Annotated in this window: 17 protein-coding genes; all 17 read left to right on the forward strand. The window is 57.0% G+C overall.

The window, feature by feature from the left end; genetic code table 11:
• Positions 1-1,345 precede the first annotated feature (1,345 nt).
• The 17 genes from DBY73_RS08000 to DBY73_RS08080 all read left to right on the forward strand — a co-directional run bounded on the left by DBY73_RS08000 (position 1,346) and on the right by DBY73_RS08080 (position 16,426).
• Complete coding sequence (locus DBY73_RS08000; RefSeq protein ID WP_047955401.1) at positions 1,346-1,849, forward strand: DUF1441 family protein; 504 nt, start codon at positions 1,346-1,348, stop codon at positions 1,847-1,849.
• A 3-nt stretch (positions 1,850-1,852) separates the two neighbouring features.
• The gene (locus tag DBY73_RS08005) at positions 1,853-3,970 is read left to right on the forward strand and encodes a phage terminase large subunit family protein (protein ID WP_112010643.1); all 2,118 of its coding nucleotides are present in this window, start codon (positions 1,853-1,855) and stop codon (positions 3,968-3,970) included.
• Positions 3,967-4,182: a hypothetical protein gene (locus tag DBY73_RS08010; RefSeq protein WP_112010644.1), complete on the forward strand. Its 216-nt coding sequence runs from the start codon at positions 3,967-3,969 to the stop codon at positions 4,180-4,182. The genes DBY73_RS08005 and DBY73_RS08010 overlap by 4 nt, the downstream gene beginning before the upstream one ends.
• A gap of 8 nt (positions 4,183-4,190) precedes the next feature.
• Positions 4,191-5,711, forward strand: coding sequence for a phage portal protein (locus DBY73_RS08015; RefSeq protein ID WP_112010645.1), 1,521 nt, complete (start codon positions 4,191-4,193; stop codon positions 5,709-5,711).
• A complete protein-coding gene (locus tag DBY73_RS08020; protein ID WP_258458400.1) occupies positions 5,659-7,761 on the forward strand; it encodes a ClpP-like prohead protease/major capsid protein fusion protein in 2,103 nt (700 codons plus the stop codon). Before DBY73_RS08015 ends, DBY73_RS08020 begins: the two co-directional genes overlap by 53 nt.
• A gap of 72 nt (positions 7,762-7,833) precedes the next feature.
• Positions 7,834-8,172 (forward strand): DUF2190 family protein, encoded by a 339-nt coding sequence (locus DBY73_RS08025; RefSeq protein WP_112010647.1) that lies wholly within the window; start codon positions 7,834-7,836, stop codon positions 8,170-8,172.
• Positions 8,172-8,528, forward strand: coding sequence for a hypothetical protein (locus DBY73_RS08030; protein WP_112010648.1), 357 nt, complete (start codon positions 8,172-8,174; stop codon positions 8,526-8,528). Before DBY73_RS08025 ends, DBY73_RS08030 begins: the two co-directional genes overlap by 1 nt.
• Before the next feature lies 1 nt (position 8,529).
• Complete coding sequence (locus DBY73_RS08035; RefSeq protein WP_112010649.1) at positions 8,530-9,192, forward strand: hypothetical protein; 663 nt, start codon at positions 8,530-8,532, stop codon at positions 9,190-9,192.
• A gap of 8 nt (positions 9,193-9,200) precedes the next feature.
• A complete protein-coding gene (locus DBY73_RS08040) occupies positions 9,201-9,755 on the forward strand; it encodes a hypothetical protein (protein WP_112010650.1) in 555 nt (184 codons plus the stop codon).
• The gene (locus tag DBY73_RS08045; protein ID WP_112010651.1) at positions 9,748-10,371 is read left to right on the forward strand and encodes a phage baseplate assembly protein V; all 624 of its coding nucleotides are present in this window, start codon (positions 9,748-9,750) and stop codon (positions 10,369-10,371) included. Before DBY73_RS08040 ends, DBY73_RS08045 begins: the two co-directional genes overlap by 8 nt.
• A gap of 38 nt (positions 10,372-10,409) precedes the next feature.
• The gene (locus DBY73_RS08050; RefSeq protein ID WP_112010652.1) at positions 10,410-11,888 is read left to right on the forward strand and encodes a phage tail sheath C-terminal domain-containing protein; all 1,479 of its coding nucleotides are present in this window, start codon (positions 10,410-10,412) and stop codon (positions 11,886-11,888) included.
• A complete protein-coding gene (locus DBY73_RS08055; RefSeq protein WP_112010653.1) occupies positions 11,885-12,391 on the forward strand; it encodes a phage major tail tube protein in 507 nt (168 codons plus the stop codon). The genes DBY73_RS08050 and DBY73_RS08055 overlap by 4 nt, the downstream gene beginning before the upstream one ends.
• A gap of 47 nt (positions 12,392-12,438) precedes the next feature.
• The gene (locus tag DBY73_RS08060) at positions 12,439-12,726 is read left to right on the forward strand and encodes a phage tail assembly protein (RefSeq protein ID WP_112010654.1); all 288 of its coding nucleotides are present in this window, start codon (positions 12,439-12,441) and stop codon (positions 12,724-12,726) included.
• A gap of 114 nt (positions 12,727-12,840) precedes the next feature.
• Positions 12,841-14,649 (forward strand): hypothetical protein, encoded by a 1,809-nt coding sequence (locus DBY73_RS08065; protein WP_112010655.1) that lies wholly within the window; start codon positions 12,841-12,843, stop codon positions 14,647-14,649.
• Entirely contained in the window at positions 14,646-15,116 is a 471-nt protein-coding gene (locus DBY73_RS08070) for a phage tail protein (protein WP_053085150.1), read from the forward strand. The genes DBY73_RS08065 and DBY73_RS08070 overlap by 4 nt, the downstream gene beginning before the upstream one ends.
• Positions 15,091-15,306 (forward strand): tail protein X, encoded by a 216-nt coding sequence (locus DBY73_RS08075; protein WP_112010656.1) that lies wholly within the window; start codon positions 15,091-15,093, stop codon positions 15,304-15,306. Before DBY73_RS08070 ends, DBY73_RS08075 begins: the two co-directional genes overlap by 26 nt.
• A 1-nt stretch (position 15,307) precedes the next feature.
• Positions 15,308-16,426 carry a contractile injection system protein, VgrG/Pvc8 family gene (locus DBY73_RS08080; protein WP_112010657.1) on the forward strand — a complete coding sequence of 373 codons (1,119 nt, stop codon included), beginning with the start codon at positions 15,308-15,310 and terminating at the stop codon, positions 16,424-16,426.
• Positions 16,427-16,450 lie beyond the last annotated feature (24 nt).

Raw genomic sequence — 16,450 nt, forward strand, 5'->3', positions numbered from 1 at the left:
GACCAAATCGGTCTTCGTTTCAAGGAGGCTCGGACTTTAAAGCAAAGCCGACGAGAAATCTCAGTTATAAGTTTAAATGCTTTATGCTGTGATTTATAAGTGATTACTAATTTCATTTGTTATAGTTGCGAATGTAATCATTTGTTTTTTCTAACACGTCTACCAAAAATGAAGATGTGTACTAATTTCAATATACACAAGTGAATCGATATCTTTATCATTCGGCTGAATCCCCCTATGCGGTGGGGCAAGCAGTCAGTGTTGTACGTAACGTTTGCGGATTTGCAGACTGTGGCAAATTCACCGGGAGGCACCCGGCAAATGAATGAAAGACTAAAGGAATAACTTAAAAATCGAGCTAAGTGTGATGTGCTACCTACTTACTGCAAGACTCAGCCAGTTCTGTCCGAACTGGCTTTTTTTGTTCTTTCCAAAAAAGTCGCTAAATCCTGTAACATCATTTTGACCGCTTGATCCTGGAGACTTATCATTGTTCACATAGACCCAGCGTTCCGCTTAACCTTCGTAATAAACTTCTCTGTAATAGAAAGACCTTCAACGAGTTCTGAATCTATTACGGAAGTTCCGAATTGGCTTACCGTTTCTAGCAAAACTTCGTATGTCTTAATGAGATCCATAAGTTTGGAAATCATCAGTTGGTCATGCCTGGAAGGCATGTGATGTGAAGCTGATGCTTGATGGACAATCCACTCAAGACCAGCCTTAATTTTTTCTATATCATCATAATTATACATAGTTCATAGGCTTAAATCCTCAAATCAAGATTTTTTGAGAAGAACGCATTATTTCTCATGAAAATAATTTATGAGTAAAGACATTTATATTGCTCAAGGACTTGCTTTGTGGAAGCGGTAATGCATGTACCTTAAAATCTTGCTGCTACTTGCATATCCCTAGAGAGTGAGCTACGAGATAAGAACATCGCGTAGAAAAGAAGAACATTATGCAAAAATTTAAACTGATTGCTTTCTAGGCATCTTACAGCACGCAAAAAATTAAAGCTATAAACCAGTTCTTTTTGAAGAAAGAATAGTATCAACTTAGCTAGTGCCTATTCTGAACTCCAAAAAGTTAGCTGTTTGGAGATAAAATTATCCTTAGTGGCGGATAAACCTACCAATGTCCTTATGACGGGATGAATGCTTAAAATTCGAATCATCTGAAAAGGTACTCCTGGCGATTTTGAACACCGAGGGGGCGAGGACACGCGGAAAACGGCTAGTTTTTTGCATTTTATGGGTTTCATCATCATCCGTTTAACCTATTGATATTTCTGCCCTGAGAATTTGCAGGATGTCGAAATGACTATTTTTTGTTCACCATCATGGATAACGAACTGAAAAATTTCCGGCTGAATATCACTCAGCTGGCAGCCATTACCGATCTACACCGTCAGACGGTCGCAGGCAAGCTTGCAAATGTTCAACCCGCACCCGGCAGCAATCCGAAACTCAAGCTTTATGCCATCACCGATATTTTGCGGGAGTTGCTGACAAGCACCACTCCGTCCGAGCTGGTGGACGTCGACAAAATGCTTCCCCCCGATCGTAAGGCCTGGTTTCAGTCGGAGCGTGAACGCCTCAAGTTTCAGCAGGAAACCGGGGAGCTGATCCCGGCATCCGAAGTCACCAGAGAGTTTTCCTCCATGGCGAAAGCAATGGTTCAGGTGCTGGAAACGCTACCCGATATTCTTGAGCGCGACTGCGCGATGACCCCTGCTGCCGTTGTCAGGGTGCAGCAGGTTATTGACGATCTGCGCGATCAGATCGCCCTCAAAGTTGAGCAGGCCGACTCACCGGAACAGGAGGACATGCCAGAAGAGGAGTAATTCATGCAACAGGCCACGGCAGCGGAAGTCAGGCGTAACGCTTCCGCCATTCTCAAAGCTCCTCGCCGTATGCCTGTGGCTGAGGCAGTACAGAAATTTATGCGCGTCCCGATGGGGGCCGGTAACTCGATACCGTGGGATCCTGCCGTTGCCCCTTATGTGATTGAGCCGATGAACTGCCTGGCGATGCGTGAATACGATGCGGTGGTGTTTGTGGGTCCGGCGCGAACGGGTAAAACGATTGGCCTGGTTGATGGCTGGGTCGTCTACAACATCGTCTGCGATCCGTCGGATATGCTGGTCGTCCAGATGACGGAAGAGAAAGCCCGGGAACACTCAAAAAAGCGTCTGGCGCGAACCTTCCGCGTGAGTCCGGAGGTTGCTAAACGCCTGAGCCCGTTGCGGAACGACAACAACGTGCACGATCGGACGTTCCTGGCCGGTAACTATCTCAAGATTGGCTGGCCTTCCATCAACATCATGTCCTCGTCAGATTTTAAATGCGTGGCGCTGACGGACTATGACCGTTTCCCCGAGGATATTGACGGTGAGGGCGATGGTTTTACCCTGGCATCAAAGCGAACCACCACCTTTATGTCCGCCGGTATGACCCTGGTGGAGTGTTCACCGGGTCGGGACATCCGCGACAGTAAATGGCGGCGCAAGTCTCCCCATGAGGCCCCGCCAACGACTGGTGCGCTTTCTCTGTACAACCGTGGCGATCGCCGTCGCTGGTACTGGCCGTGCCCGCACTGCGATGAATATTTTCAGCCCGCGATGGAGGCGATGACCGGCTACCGTGATGAACCGGATCCGGTAAAAGCCAGCGAGTCGGCCCATCTGCTTTGCCCGCATTGCAACGGCATTATCACGGCAGACAAAAAGCGCGAGCTGAACGGGGTGGGAGTCTGGTTGCGTGAAGGTCAGAGTATTGACCGTGACGGCAATATTTCCGGCGAGCCTCGCCGTTCGCGCATAGCATCGTTCTGGATGGAGGGACCCGCAGCCGCGTACCAGACCTGGGCGCAGCTGGTGTATAAGCTGCTGACCGCAGAGCAGGAGTACGAGGCCACCGGCAGCGAGGAGACCCTGAAGGCGGTAATCAATACCGACTGGGGTCTGCCGTACCTGCCGCGCTCTGCCAGCGAACAGCGACGCGCCGATGCGCTAATGTTGCGCGCAGAAGACTACGGTAAACGCCTGGTCCCGCCAAAAGTACGTTTCCTGCTGGCGGCCGTCGACGTCCAGGGGGGAAAAAAGCGCCGTTTCGTCGTGCAGATTATCGGTTATGGCGAAAACGGCGAGCGCTGGCTGGTGGACCGTTACAACATCCGCCAGTCCCTGCGCTGCAATGAGCATGGCGAGGCAGAGCCTGTTCACCCGGGGGCGTATCCGGAGGACTGGCAGCTGCTGGTCTCCGATGTGCTGGAAAAAACCTATGCACTGCAGTCTGACCCGGCGCGACGCATGCCGATACTGGCGATGGCCGTCGACAGCGGTGGTGAAGAGGGCGTGACCGACAACGCTTATAAATTCTGGCGCCAGTGTCGCCGTGATGGCATGGGCAAACGCGTTTATCTGGTCAAGGGCGACAGCACAAAACGCCAGAAAATCATCACCAAAACCCACCCGAACAATACCGAACGCAGCGACCGTCGCGCCGACGCGCGCGGAGAGGTGCCGGTGTACCTGCTGCAGACCGACCTGCTTAAAGATCAGCTCAGCAACAATCTGGACCGTGAGACCCCCGGTGCTGGCTATATCCATTTTCCTGACTGGCTCGGGGAATGGTTCTACGAGGAGCTGACCTACGAAGAGCGCGGCGCGGACGGAAAATGGCGCAAGCCAGGCAAGGGGGCCAACGAAGCTTTTGACCTGTTTTGCTATGCCCACGCCGTGGCGGTCCTGCGTGGCTACGAAAAAATACGTGACTGGGAAAAACCCCCGGTATGGGCTGAGCCACAGGATCTCAACCCAAATATTCATGAAGGGGAACGCCCCCGGGAGATAACAGTGAAAAAAACAATACCTGTTCAGTCGCCTGTCCAGGCTAAACCTGAAAAGGGCGCCGAACTCTCCGGCAGCTGGCTGGGCGCTTCCGGTAAAGGAGGCTGGCTGTGACGAAAGACGACATCCTGAGAACGTTGTTGATGGTTCGTCAGGCCTACCAGGATTCGCTGGACGGCAAGAGTATCTCCTTTACCGGGGTAAACGGCCGCGCCATTACCAACCACGATCCTAAAGCGCTGCGCGACGAGCTTGAATACTGGGAGCGGCGCTGGCGGACGGTTAACAGCCGCGGCGGATCGTACAAACTCGCTAACTTTCTGTAAGGCGTTCTATGGGCATTTTTGAAAAAACACTGGGTACGCTGGCGCCGGGGTGGGCGGCGGCACGTGCGCTGGATCGTCTCCGGCTCAATGCCTATGAAGCGGCAAGCGCGTCGCGCCTGCACAAAGCGAAAAAACAGAGCCAGTCAGCGGACACCTCGGTATTTGCCGCAGGCCAGTCCCTGCGGGAGCAGGCCCGCTGGCTTGATGAAAACCATGATCTGGTGATCGGCCTGTTCGACAAAATGGAAGACCGGGTTATCGGTGCCCACGGTATCCATGTTGAGCCCCAGCCCCTCGATCTGGAGGGAAACCTCCATTCCGATTTCGCCGGGCAGCTCTCGGCACTCTGGGCGGAGTGGTCCGTGCGTCCTGAAGTGACCGGCATGTTCACCCGCCCGGAAGCCGAGCGCCTGCTGCTGCGTTCAGCGCTGCGTGACGGGGAAGTGTTCACGCAGCTGGTCAGGGGGAATGTACCGGGCCTGCAGCATGCCACCCAGGTACCGTTCTCGCTGGAAATGCTGGAGGCGGATTTTGTGCCGTTCAACCTCAACAGCACCGCCGGCCAGCAGGTGCGCCAGGGCATCATCGTTAACGAGTGGGGGCGACCCACCGGATACCGGGTTTACAAATATCATCCGGCAAACATGACGCGCTTCAGCGCCGACCTCAAAACCGTCTCTGCCGACAACATGCTTCACCTGGCGCAACGTAAGCGTCTGCACCAGCTGCGCGGTATCAGCCTGATCCACGGAGTCATTACCCGGCTTTCGGACATTAAAGATTACGAAGAGAGCGAACGCGTGGCCGCCCGTATTGCCGCCGCGCTGGGGTTCTATATCAAGCGCGGTGATGCGCAGTCTCTTGGCGATGAAAATGAGTTTTCACCCCCTGGCGGCCAGCGTCACTACGATATCGCACCGGGCATGATTTATGACGATCTCAAACCCGGCGAGGATTTGGGGATGGTCGAATCTAACCGGCCTAACGTCCATCTCTACGAGTTCAGAAACGGGCAGATGCGGGCCGTGGCCGCCGGAACGCGTGGCAGCTATTCCAGCATTGCCCGGGACTATAACGGCACCTACAGCTCCCAACGGCAGGAGCTGGTGGAGAGCTTCGAAGGGTACAACGTTCTGCAGCAATGGTTTGTCGGCCAGCACAGCCGCCCCGTTTACCGCGCATGGCTGGCGATGGCGCTACTGAGCGGTATACAGGTTCCGCCGGATGTGGATCCGAACTCTCTCTACAACGCACTTTATCTCGGGCCGGTGATGCCCTGGATTGATCCGGGGAAAGAGGCGAACGCCTGGAAGGCCATCGTGCGCGGAGGAGCGGGTACTGAAGCGGAATGGGCGCGTGCCCGGGGGAAAAACCCGCAGGAGGTTAAGCGCCAGCGCCTGCGTGAGACCGAATTTAACCGTAAACACGGGCTGGTGTTTGATTCCGACGCCGCCAATGACAAAGGAGCGATGCCAGATGCAACGGCAAAACCAGACGATAAGCGGCGCGAGCCGGACGATGATGATTAACCCCCGCGCAAGCCTGGCGGGTGTGGATGCGGCAAACGGCCAGTGCTGGTATGAGATCCGCGCGATGACAGCCGGGCGCGTTGAAATTTTCCTTTACGACGTGATCGGCGGCTGGGGCATCACCGCCCAGCAGTTCGTCGCGGACTGCAAGGAGGCGGGAGTGTTTGACGCCAGCGCAGTGGATTTGCATATCCACAGCCCCGGTGGCGATGTGATGCAGGGCTTTGCCATCTACAACACCCTGTCCCGGTTGAAAGCGAAGGTAGATATCTGGGTGGACGGCGTGGCGGCCAGCATGGCCTCGATGATTGTCTGCCTGCCCGGCGCCACTGTACATATGCCGGAGAACGCCTGGATCATGGTTCATAAACCGTGGGGCGGCATCGCCGGGGATTCTGACGACATGCGGGACTACGCCGCCTGGCTTGATCGTAACGAAGCCCTGATGCTCAGCGCCTACATGAACAAAACCGGACTGGGGCAGGAGGAGCTGGAGGCGATGCTGAAAGCGGAGACCTGGCTTAACGGTGCAGAGGCGGTGGAAAAAGGTTTCGCCGACACGCTTGAACCTGAACTGCAGGCCGCGGCCTGTGTGAATGAAAACAAACTGAAGGATTACCAGAACATGCCACAACAGATTAAATCCCTATTTGCGCCGCGCGCCGAAGCTCCGGTGAATCAGCCACAGCAGCCCGCTCCGGTACAGGCGAATCTTACTCCGCCAGCGACACAGCAACCTGCGCAGCAGATGACAAACATCGATGTCGCCGCGCTGGCGCAACAGCTGCAGCAGCAGATGCAGGCGTCAAATGCCGAGCGCGTGAGCACGGTTTCTGCTGTTTTTGAGGCGTTCCCCACTTTCGCCACGCTGAAGGCGGAGTGCCTCGCCGACTTCACCTGCAGCGCCGAGAAAGCCCGCGAAAAACTGCTGCAGGCGCTGGCGGCGGGTACCACCCCGAGCGCCGGTCCGGGGGCCATTCATCTTTTTGCCGGTAACGGTAATCTGGTCGGGGACTCCATTCGTGCAGCGGTGATGACCCGCGCGGGATATGCGCAGGCCGAGAAGGATAACGCGTACAACGGTTACACCCTGCGCGAACTGGCGCGCGCTTCCCTGGTGGATCGAGGGATCGGCATTTCCGGCCATGCGGCACCGCTGGCGATGGTCGGGCTGGCATTCACCCACAGCAGCAGCGACTTTGGCAATATCCTGATGGACGTGGCGCACAAGGCCGCGCTGATGGGCTGGGATGAAGCCACTGAAACCTTTGACCAGTGGACCCGTAAGGGCACGCTGACCGATTTCAAAACCGCGCACCGGGCGGGGCTGGAGTCTTTTCCGACCCTGCGCAAGGTACGCGCCGGGGCAGAATATAAGTATGTCACCCTGAAAGATCGTGGTGAGCCCATCGCGCTGGCCACTTATGGTGAGCTGTTCAGCCTTGACCGCCAGACCATCATCAACGATGACATGGACATGCTTACGCGTATCCCAATGGCGATGGGCGGCGCGGCGCGCGCCACCATCGGCGATCTGGTGTGGGCAGTGCTGACAAGCAACCCGAAAATGGCCGACGGCAAGCCGCTGTTCCACTCCGACCACGGAAACCTTATTGCTGCAGATCTTAGCATCGATGGTCTCGACAGTGCCCGCAAAGCCATGAAGTTACAGAAGTCAGGAGAGCGACACCTTAATATCCGCCCTGAATTTGTGCTGACACCTGTGGCGATTGAGTCACGTGCAAATCAGTTGATCAAATCTGCCAGCGTGCCGGGCGCTGACGTCAATAGCGGTATTGATAACCCAATCCGGAATTTCGCCACGGTACTTTCAGAGGCGCGCCTGGATGACAGCAGCCCGACGGATTATTACCTGGCGGCAGCGAAGGGGCGCGACACCATTGAGGTGGCCTATCTTGACGGCATAGATACGCCATATCTGGAGCAACAGCAGGGCTTCACCGTTGACGGTGCCGCCTTCAAGGTGCGCATCGATGCCGGGGTAGCCGCTCTTGACCACCGTGGCATGGTGAAAGTGACCAAAAAATAACGACCGTCATCTGACGGTTTTTTTATATCCTGGGGCGGCGTGTGTCGCCCCATAGCCTTGCGGAGAATAAAGATGGCGACAAATTATTATCAGGACGGTACCACGATGGACTGGAGCAATAGCACGGGTAAAGATGTGAAATCCGGCGATCCCGTGGCGGTCGGGCAGTTTATGGGCGTGGCGCACGGGGATATCCCAAATGGCGGGGAAGGTGTTCTACATACCACGGGGGTCTTTGTACTGCCAAAAGTGGCGGACGAAACCTGGCAGCGCGGCACAAAACTTTATCTTAATGACGCCGGGCTGCTGACGGCGGTGAAACCTGCCGACGATGCGCTGGTGGTGGCGGGCACGGCGTGGATCACCAACAACCCGGGCGAAACCGAAACTCGCGTGCGTCTGGGGTTCTGATGAACCGCTTTCGTCAACGCCTGTTAAATGCGGATGCCCGGATCTCCCGGGCATTTGCCGAAGAGGTGCCTGCCGTACTGTCTATCGACGCTGAGGTGCGTCCTGTTACCGTGATTTTCGAGACGCCCGATGCTCCGGTTGACGTGCCCGGCGGCGGGCAAATTCAGGATCGCTCTCCGGCCTTCAGCGCGATGACCGCCGATATCGCGGGGCTTGAGAAGCACCACGGCGTGGAAATCAACGGCACGGCTTATCGTGTGACGCACGTCGGGGCTGATGAAGAAGGCCGCACCCGCGTCACGCTGGCATATGGCGCACCGGGTAAGATGCAGCCGGACATCAATAAGTGGAGCTGATATGGCGCGTGAGTCCAGACTGCGGCGGGATTTGCCCGTCGATATCGATGTGGATGCCATCTGGCGGGTAGCTGAGCACATCGGTGCCACCCATAAGCAGTTTCGGGCAGCGTATTCTCGCGCGCTGAAACGCACCGCCGCTACCCTGCGTAAAAAAGCGATGGCAGACCTGAAGGACGGGCTGGCCCCCCGCAGCCTGGACCTTGTACGTCGACGCCTGCTTTCCTTTCGCCTCGATCGCGCCTCTCAGTCAAAGCTGGATAACTTTCGTCTCTGGTTTGGCCTGAATGCCATCAAGGTCAAAGATTTGAAAGGTCGGATTAACGGGCGGGTACGGCCTCGCCATTCCCGGCGTGATAAATCCACGGGACGGTTTATCAAGGCACGGCGCCAGGCGGACAATGCCGGGTTTACGCCAAAGGGCAGCATGCTTACCCCGCGCACATTTGAAAATGGGGAAGTGGCGCGCTCCCGACGGGAGAACAGGCGAACCGTGGTTATTCGCGATCCTGACACGCGCCGCACCCGCGAGGCGGAAGTTGATATTTATGAGCCGATGCTGAACTACATCGAAGATAACGCCTTTGCGGAGGCGATGGAGATTTTCATGCATCACTTTGAAACCGATCTGCGCGGGCGCGTGAAAGCCCGTATTTCTGTCTGAGGTGAACCATGGCTGAGCCATTACTGCTGGGCCAGTATCATGATGCCGTCACCGGCGCGCTGAAAAACATTACGTGGGTGCGCGACGCCGATGCCTATCCGGAAAAAAACGTGCCCCGTTTTACCGGGCTGACTACCCCGGCAGTGTATTTCTCTATCAACGGCTGGGAGCAGGGTGGAGGCAACGAAGGCCAGCTCAACGTGGAGCTCTCCTGCGATTTGTTCGTGGTCGTGGATGCGGCTGGCACGGGCATCAGCAGGCCAGAAATTTTCCTGCGCACGGCGGCAGCCGATATCACGCAGTGGATTGACGGCCAGCAGTTTGGCCTGACGCATCTGCAGCCCGCCGTTTTTGTCGATGCGTCACGCGACGAGTTCGATCCGCGCATGGATGACTATCTGGTATGGCGAATTTCCTTCACTCAGTCTGCCGCCTTTGGTGCCGATCCGTTTGCGCAGCTGAATGCCCCGTTGAAATCGGCGTGGCTCGGTAAGGCGCCGGATGTCGGTCGCGCGCACGTGGACGACTACCAGCTCATATACGAGGCCAAACCCGATGAGTGATATTGAGGGCGATTTGCAGCGCCGCCTGGCGAATATCGTCCGGCGCGGCGTTATTCATTCCGTAAAACACGATGGTATCCCGAAATGCCGGGTCGATCTGGGCGACATCACCACCACCTGGCTGCCGCTCTGCCAGGGCTTTTCAGGGACGAACCGGGCAGATTCTAATCCGTATGCGGTGGGCGATGCGGTCACGGTGCTGTCGGAGGCGGGCGAGCTGAACAATGGACGGGTGTTTCCCGGCTGGAATACCGGCGGCCTGCCGGTGCCGGAGGGTAGCGACAGCGAACATATTACCCGCTACGGCGACGGTACCGAGATCCGGTATGACCGTGCCGCGCATGCGCTGACCATCACCCTGGCGGAAGGCGGGAGCTACAAAATCGTCGGTAAAGGTACGCTGGACGGCCCGGTGGAAATCACCGACACCCTGACCGTTCAGGGAAAAACGCAGATCAATGCCGATACGAACGTTGACGGGAATATCGGAGCAACACAGGAAATTTCAGACGGTACCGGAAAAATGAGCGGGATCCGCGAAACCTATAACCGACATGACCATAAAGAAAATGGTGACGGCGGTGGAACCACAAATCCCCCCAATCAACAAATGTGACCTGCCGCGGCAGGTTTTTTTATGCCTGGAGAAAATGAATGGCGAATTTACATGGTGTAGAAACGATCGAGCTGACATCCGGTACGGTCGCGGTCACGACGATCCAGACGGCCATTATCGGTCTGGTGGGCACCGCACCGGATGCCTCAGCTGGTAGTCCGGCAGCGGGTACCGTCGGGACGCCAATACTGGACAACGTCGTGGAGTTTACCGCGACGCTCGCCGGAAGGGCTGGCAATGTGCTGGTGGTTAACGCAGCAGCTGGCGTTCCCGATGCGGAAAATCCCGCAGAGGTGGAGACGGCTGCCGTCTGGGACGCCGCGGCTTCAACCCTGACCATCACGCTGGGCTGTGATGAAAGCGGCAAGCTAAAGGCGACCCCTGCAGACGTCGTTAATGCCGTCGGTGCGGTAGAGGATGTGAAGGTCACGGCAAAAGGTTCCGGCAGCGGAATTGTATCTCCGTTTAGCCTGCAGCTGGCCGGCGGCGAGGATGAGCCGTTCCCGCTGAATACGCCCGTTGCGATTGTGGGCACCACGATGCTGTCCCGTCTGGGGGACAAGGGCACGCTCAAACAGGCGCTGACCGAAATTAACGACCAGCGAAACGCCCTGACGGTGGTGGTTCGCGTTGCCGAAAACGCTGATGCGCAAAATACGGAAAAGCAGCGGGCAGCGGTGCTGGCCGGGATCGGCGCGCTGTCGTCTGCCAAATCCGTGACGACGTACCAGCCCCGTATCGTGATTGCCCCGGGATTCAGCGAGGATGATGCCGTGGGCAAGGCGCTGGAGACCGTAGCGGGCAAGCTGCGGGCGGTGGCGTATGTTGACTGCGCTGCGGGTGCCACGCTGCAGGAGGTGGTGCAGCGCCGTCAGTCCTACGGCATGCGCACCGAGCTGCTACGCCCGCGCGTGCAGGTCAGCAACGCCGATGGCCAGCTGGTCTACCGCCCATATTCTGCCTTCGCGGCGGGGCTGCGCGCCCGCATCGACTTCGAGAAGGGCTGGTGGTGGAGCAAATCCAACCAGGACATCAATAACATCCTCGGGGTGGAGCAGATCGACGAGTTCATTCTGGGGGATGAAAACTGCGACGCAAACCTGCTGAACATGCAGAACATCTCTACCATCATCCGCAGGGCCGGGTTTAAGCACTGGGGCAACCGTCTTTGCGGAACCGATACGCAGTGGCGTTTTGAATCAGTCCGCCGTACCGCTGACGTCATCGAGGACAGTATTCAGGAGACGATGCTGGAATATGTTGACCGCCCTCTGGACCGCGAGAACGCCGACGACATCATCGGCACCATCAACGCTTATATGCGCCAGCTCGTCGGGCTCGGGGCCATTTTTGGCGGCCGGGCCTGGCTGGATGAGGAGCTGAATACTGCGGAAAGCATGGCGGCGGGCGTGCTGTACATCAACTACGACTTTGGTCCGAAATCGCCGACTGAGCTTATCAGCCTGCGCGTCCGGGTGAATAACAACTATGCGCTTGAGGAGATGCTGACAGCATGAGCGAAAAAAACACGTTACGCGTCTGGACCTTTTTCCGGCAGGGGATCCGCATTCAGGGGGCACATGAGTTTACGCCGCCGACGTTGTCCATCGTTAAAACCGATCTGCGCACCGGCGCGCAGGATGCACCTTCTCCCGTGGATGACGGCATGGAGGCCCTGACCTGTCAGCTGAAATTCTACGGTATCGATACGGACATGCTGACTGCATTTGGGTTTGTCAGCGGCAGCCGCCCGCGCTTTACTGCCTATCAGGGTTATCTGGCGAACGGTACCGCGCTGGGCACCATTGAGGAGATCGAAGGCTTTGTGCAGACCGTTACGCCGGATGCGCGGGGTAAGGACAGTCTGTCCGAAAATGCCGTCACGGTGGAAATCGCCGTGAGCTATTACCGCCAGACCAAAGATGGCCGAGAGCTTTTTGCCATTGATACCGAGCGATTTGCGCGACGGGTGAATGGTGTCGATGTCCTGTCCGGTCTGTCGGCAAAAGTCCGCCTTTAAAAAAATACTGACAACGGCCTGCGGGCCGTTTTTTTATGGAGATACACATGTCTTTTCCTGGTGAAACCCGCGTTATTAAACTTCATTCCCCTGTTTCGTATGAGAACGGAGGCCTGCTCGAGCAGTTGACGATGCGCGAGCCGCTGGTGCGTGACCGCATCGCCTTTTCCAAGGACCGCGGCAGTGAAGAAGAAAAAGAGGCGCGCATGATTGCGCTGCTGTGCAACCTCAGCGAACAGGATATCTGGCAGCTGACGGCGGCGGATTATGCCCAGCTGCTGGATGCGTTTAACGTTTTTATGCTCCCGCCCGGCAAGCGACCGAAAGAGGACTGATTCGGGCGATGCGTTTTCTGGGGCGGCGCCTGCATTTTCCGATGACGGAATACCTGGATATGCCGTTCAGCGTATTTTCTGATTTTCTTACCGACGAAGTGGAGGCGGTAAATCGTGGCCGGACTAAGCCAGAACCTTAAGGCCGTCATTACCTTTGGCGGCAATATCGACAGTTCCTGGAGCCGTTCAGCGAACGGCCTGCAAAAGAACCTGAAGGACGTCGGCAAGCAGTCAGAAAAGCTGACGAAAGACCAGACCAGGCTGGCGGCAGAGATTAAGCGCGCAAAGCTGGCCGGGCACGGCCTGGGCGATCTCAAGCGGCGTTACAGCGATGTATCTCGTGAAATCCGTAAAACGGAGGCCGAGCAGCAGAAGCTGAATCAGCAGATGCAGAAGGCACAGCGGCTGGCAGCATTCAAGGGCGCAGGGAAGGGGCTGTTTCGCCGCGGGCTGGGTATTGCCGGTCAACTGGGCGGTATGGTGGCGCCGGGGCTGGCAATCGGCGGCGGCGGGGTGGTGGCCTCTGCGCTGGGCACCCTGATCGCCCCGGCGGCGACAAACGAGGAGACGGCCAGGCGCGCCGGCGTGGCAAAAAGCTATGGCGTCGATATCCCCACCTATGACGCCTGGGACACGCTCGCAAAGCAGTACGACATGAACGGGGAGAACATCGGCGATCTGTTTGAGGAGTATCTGCATAAGGCGGGGGAGTACAAGCAGAACGGCAAACAGGGATCGCTGCAGGATGCATTTGAAACGCTGGGCTTTAAAGCCGGTGATTTTGCCGGACTCAGTGATATGGCGCAGTTCGAAAAAATCGTCGAGCGTGCGCTCAGCCTGCAGGATGAATCGAAGGCCTCGTTTGCGCTGGATTCGCTGTTTGGCGGTGAGGCGAGCAAGCTGCTGATGCTGCTGAAGCAGTCCGGCAAGAGCTATCGGGACCTGATGGACGAGCAGCGGCGCTATAACCTCGTCACGAAAGAAGGTGCTGATGGGGCGATGGCGGGCAACCGCGCAGTCTCGAACCTGCGCACCGTCTTCTCCTCGGCTCTTGCAGAAATCTCCGGCCAGCTGGGTAATGAGCTTGCGCCGGATATTCGCCGACTGACGGACGACATGGCGGAGTGGTTTAAGGGCGGCGGTATAAAGCGGATCGTCAGCTTCCTGCGCAATGACCTTTACCCGGGCGTGCTGACGTTCGGCCAGGGCATTGTGTTCGTCGGGAAGGTGGCCTACGCGCTGGCGAAAAAACTTTCCTGGCTTTTACCGGATGAGCGAAGCGATCAGCGGGATGTCCTTAAATCACTGGCACTGACGGGTTCGGTTGATATCGCGCGCATGACGGCCCAGAAGAACGGGCAGGGCGAATGGTTCGAGCAGCAACTGAAGGAAAAGCCGGACCTGCCGGATGATGTGAAAAAATCGTACCGGGACACCAGGGGATTTTTCCGTGATGACGATGACACCTTTAACTCCACCCTCGACAAGTATATGACCCCGGTGGGTAACGGTGCGCTGTTTGACCCGGGTGGTTTCATGAAGCCGGAGCGCCAGCAGCCTGACGCACCTGGTTCCGATACGGCAGCATGGGATAAATATCCCGGTCCGTTGATGCCTCCTTTCACGACATCGAAACCATCCCCTGTCGATCGGCTTTCCGGCGAGCCTCAGGTTAACCGGGTGAATACCCTCCCGGATGACGACGGCCGCTGGGGTACGTTGCTGCAAAAACTTGACTCAGCGGAAGACGCACCCGCGCCCCGGCAGCTGACGGACAACCGCCGATTTGAATTTCATTATGAAATACACGGAGCACCTGGACAGGACGAACGGGCGATCGGTGATGAGGTTGTCGACGTAACGAAAACTAACCCTATTTTTAAAGGTGACAGCAGCATGCTGGACGGAGGGCAAATCTGGTGAGTGAAATTATTCCCGTCTTCGAAGACTTCGGGCAGGCAGGGGCCAGCGCGGCGCGCGGCGCACAGGCTGCCCGGGTGATGATGATGCTGGGTGATTTTGCTTTTTCCATCGACACCACCGCGTATAACCAGCTGACACGCGAGGCCAGCTGGCGATGGAGCGAGCAGGAGCGCATCGGCAAACAGGACCTGCTGCAGTACACCGGCAAGCCGGGTCGAACCGTCCGGCTTGAGGGGGAATCTCATGCATTCTTCCGCAAAGGGGTGGATGCCGTTAACGATCTCTACGATCTTGCAGACCAGAACAAGCCACAGCAGCTGGTCAGCGGTGAAGGGGATGTGCTGGGCTGGTGGGTGGTGATCGACTTCTCAGACACGACAAACCGCTTCCTGCCCGGCGGCGGCCACCGAAATAAAAACTGGACGATGACGCTGAAACATTATGCCGACGACATATCAAACCCGTGAAGGTGACGTGCTGGATGCCGTATGCGCAGCGCGCTACGGCACGGAAAATCTGTCCTATACCCTGACTCAGGTACTCGAAGCAAATCCTGGGCTTGCCGATATCGGTGCGGTCTATCCGGCGGGTTTGATTATTACCCTGCCGGAACTGGCACCGCCAGTGAAGGAATCAGCCTTTAGCTTGTGGGATTAATATGACTGACCAGATTGCTAAACCCGAATACGCCCCGGCGTTCAGCGTCAGCGCGGAGGGGAAGGATATCACCCGCGCGCTGCAGCAAAGCCTGGCTGAAATGACGTTGACCGATTACGGCGGCGCCACGGCAAAAGCGGATGAGCTAAAAATCACGTTACTCTCAGAAACCCTCCCTTTACCAACAAAAGGCGCCCGGCTGAGCGTGGCGCTGGGCTTCAACAACCAGCTGGTGGAAAAGGGCTGGTTTGTGGTGTCCGGCGTCGGCAGCAGTGGTCCGCCCCGGCGTATTGAAATTTATGCCACGGCCGCGCCCATGAACGCGCAGAAACAGCCCGGGGATGTCCTGAGCCAGAAGACCCGAAGCTGGGATAATCTGCGCCTGACGGATCTGGTTAAAACCGTGGCCACCGAAAACGGCCTGATACCGAAAGTGGACTCGGATTTAGCTGATATCCATATCGATCACGTCGATCAGGTCGGGGAGTCTGACGCCAACCTGCTGACCAGACTGGCACGGTCCTGGAACGCAGTCAGCAAACCATCCGGAGGATACTGGCTTTTTCTGCGGCAGGGCGCAACGGCTAAGGCTTCAGGTGAACAGACCGGGGAACTGGTTATCACTCCTGAGGAAGTTTCAAACTGGTCATACAGCGAAGGCGAGCGGGGGAGTTCTACGGGGAAAGCCACCGGCAGCAGCGGTAAGTCTTCAGGCAAAATCGGTGTGCGCTATTACGACGAAGTGGACGGGAAGACCAAGACCACAACGGTTGACCACGACGGCCCCTCGATGGCGAATCCCTATACCCAGCCCGCAAAGGCCACTGCAGATCAGCAGGCCAAATCGAAAAAAACGCAGGCCCGGCGCAACGAGCAGAAGATGACGGTGACGGGACCGTGCCGTCCGAAACATGTCCCGCTTACGGCAGAATCCAGCGTCTCCACGTCCGGTTTTGGCGAGCGGGAAGATCGTGCCTGGGTGGTCGAATCGCTGGTGTACTCCCTGACGCCCGCCGGGTTCAGCTATACGTACAACCTCGTGGTTGATATCCGCAAGCCTGCGAAGTCCTCTAAAAAATCGGGCAGCAAGGATAAAACCGGCCCGGATTATTTCGGTTAACTCTCCGCCCTACGGCGATCTTCA

The organism is Enterobacter sp. RIT418 (assembly GCF_003057745.1).
Classification (GTDB): Bacteria; Pseudomonadota; Gammaproteobacteria; order Enterobacterales; family Enterobacteriaceae; genus Enterobacter.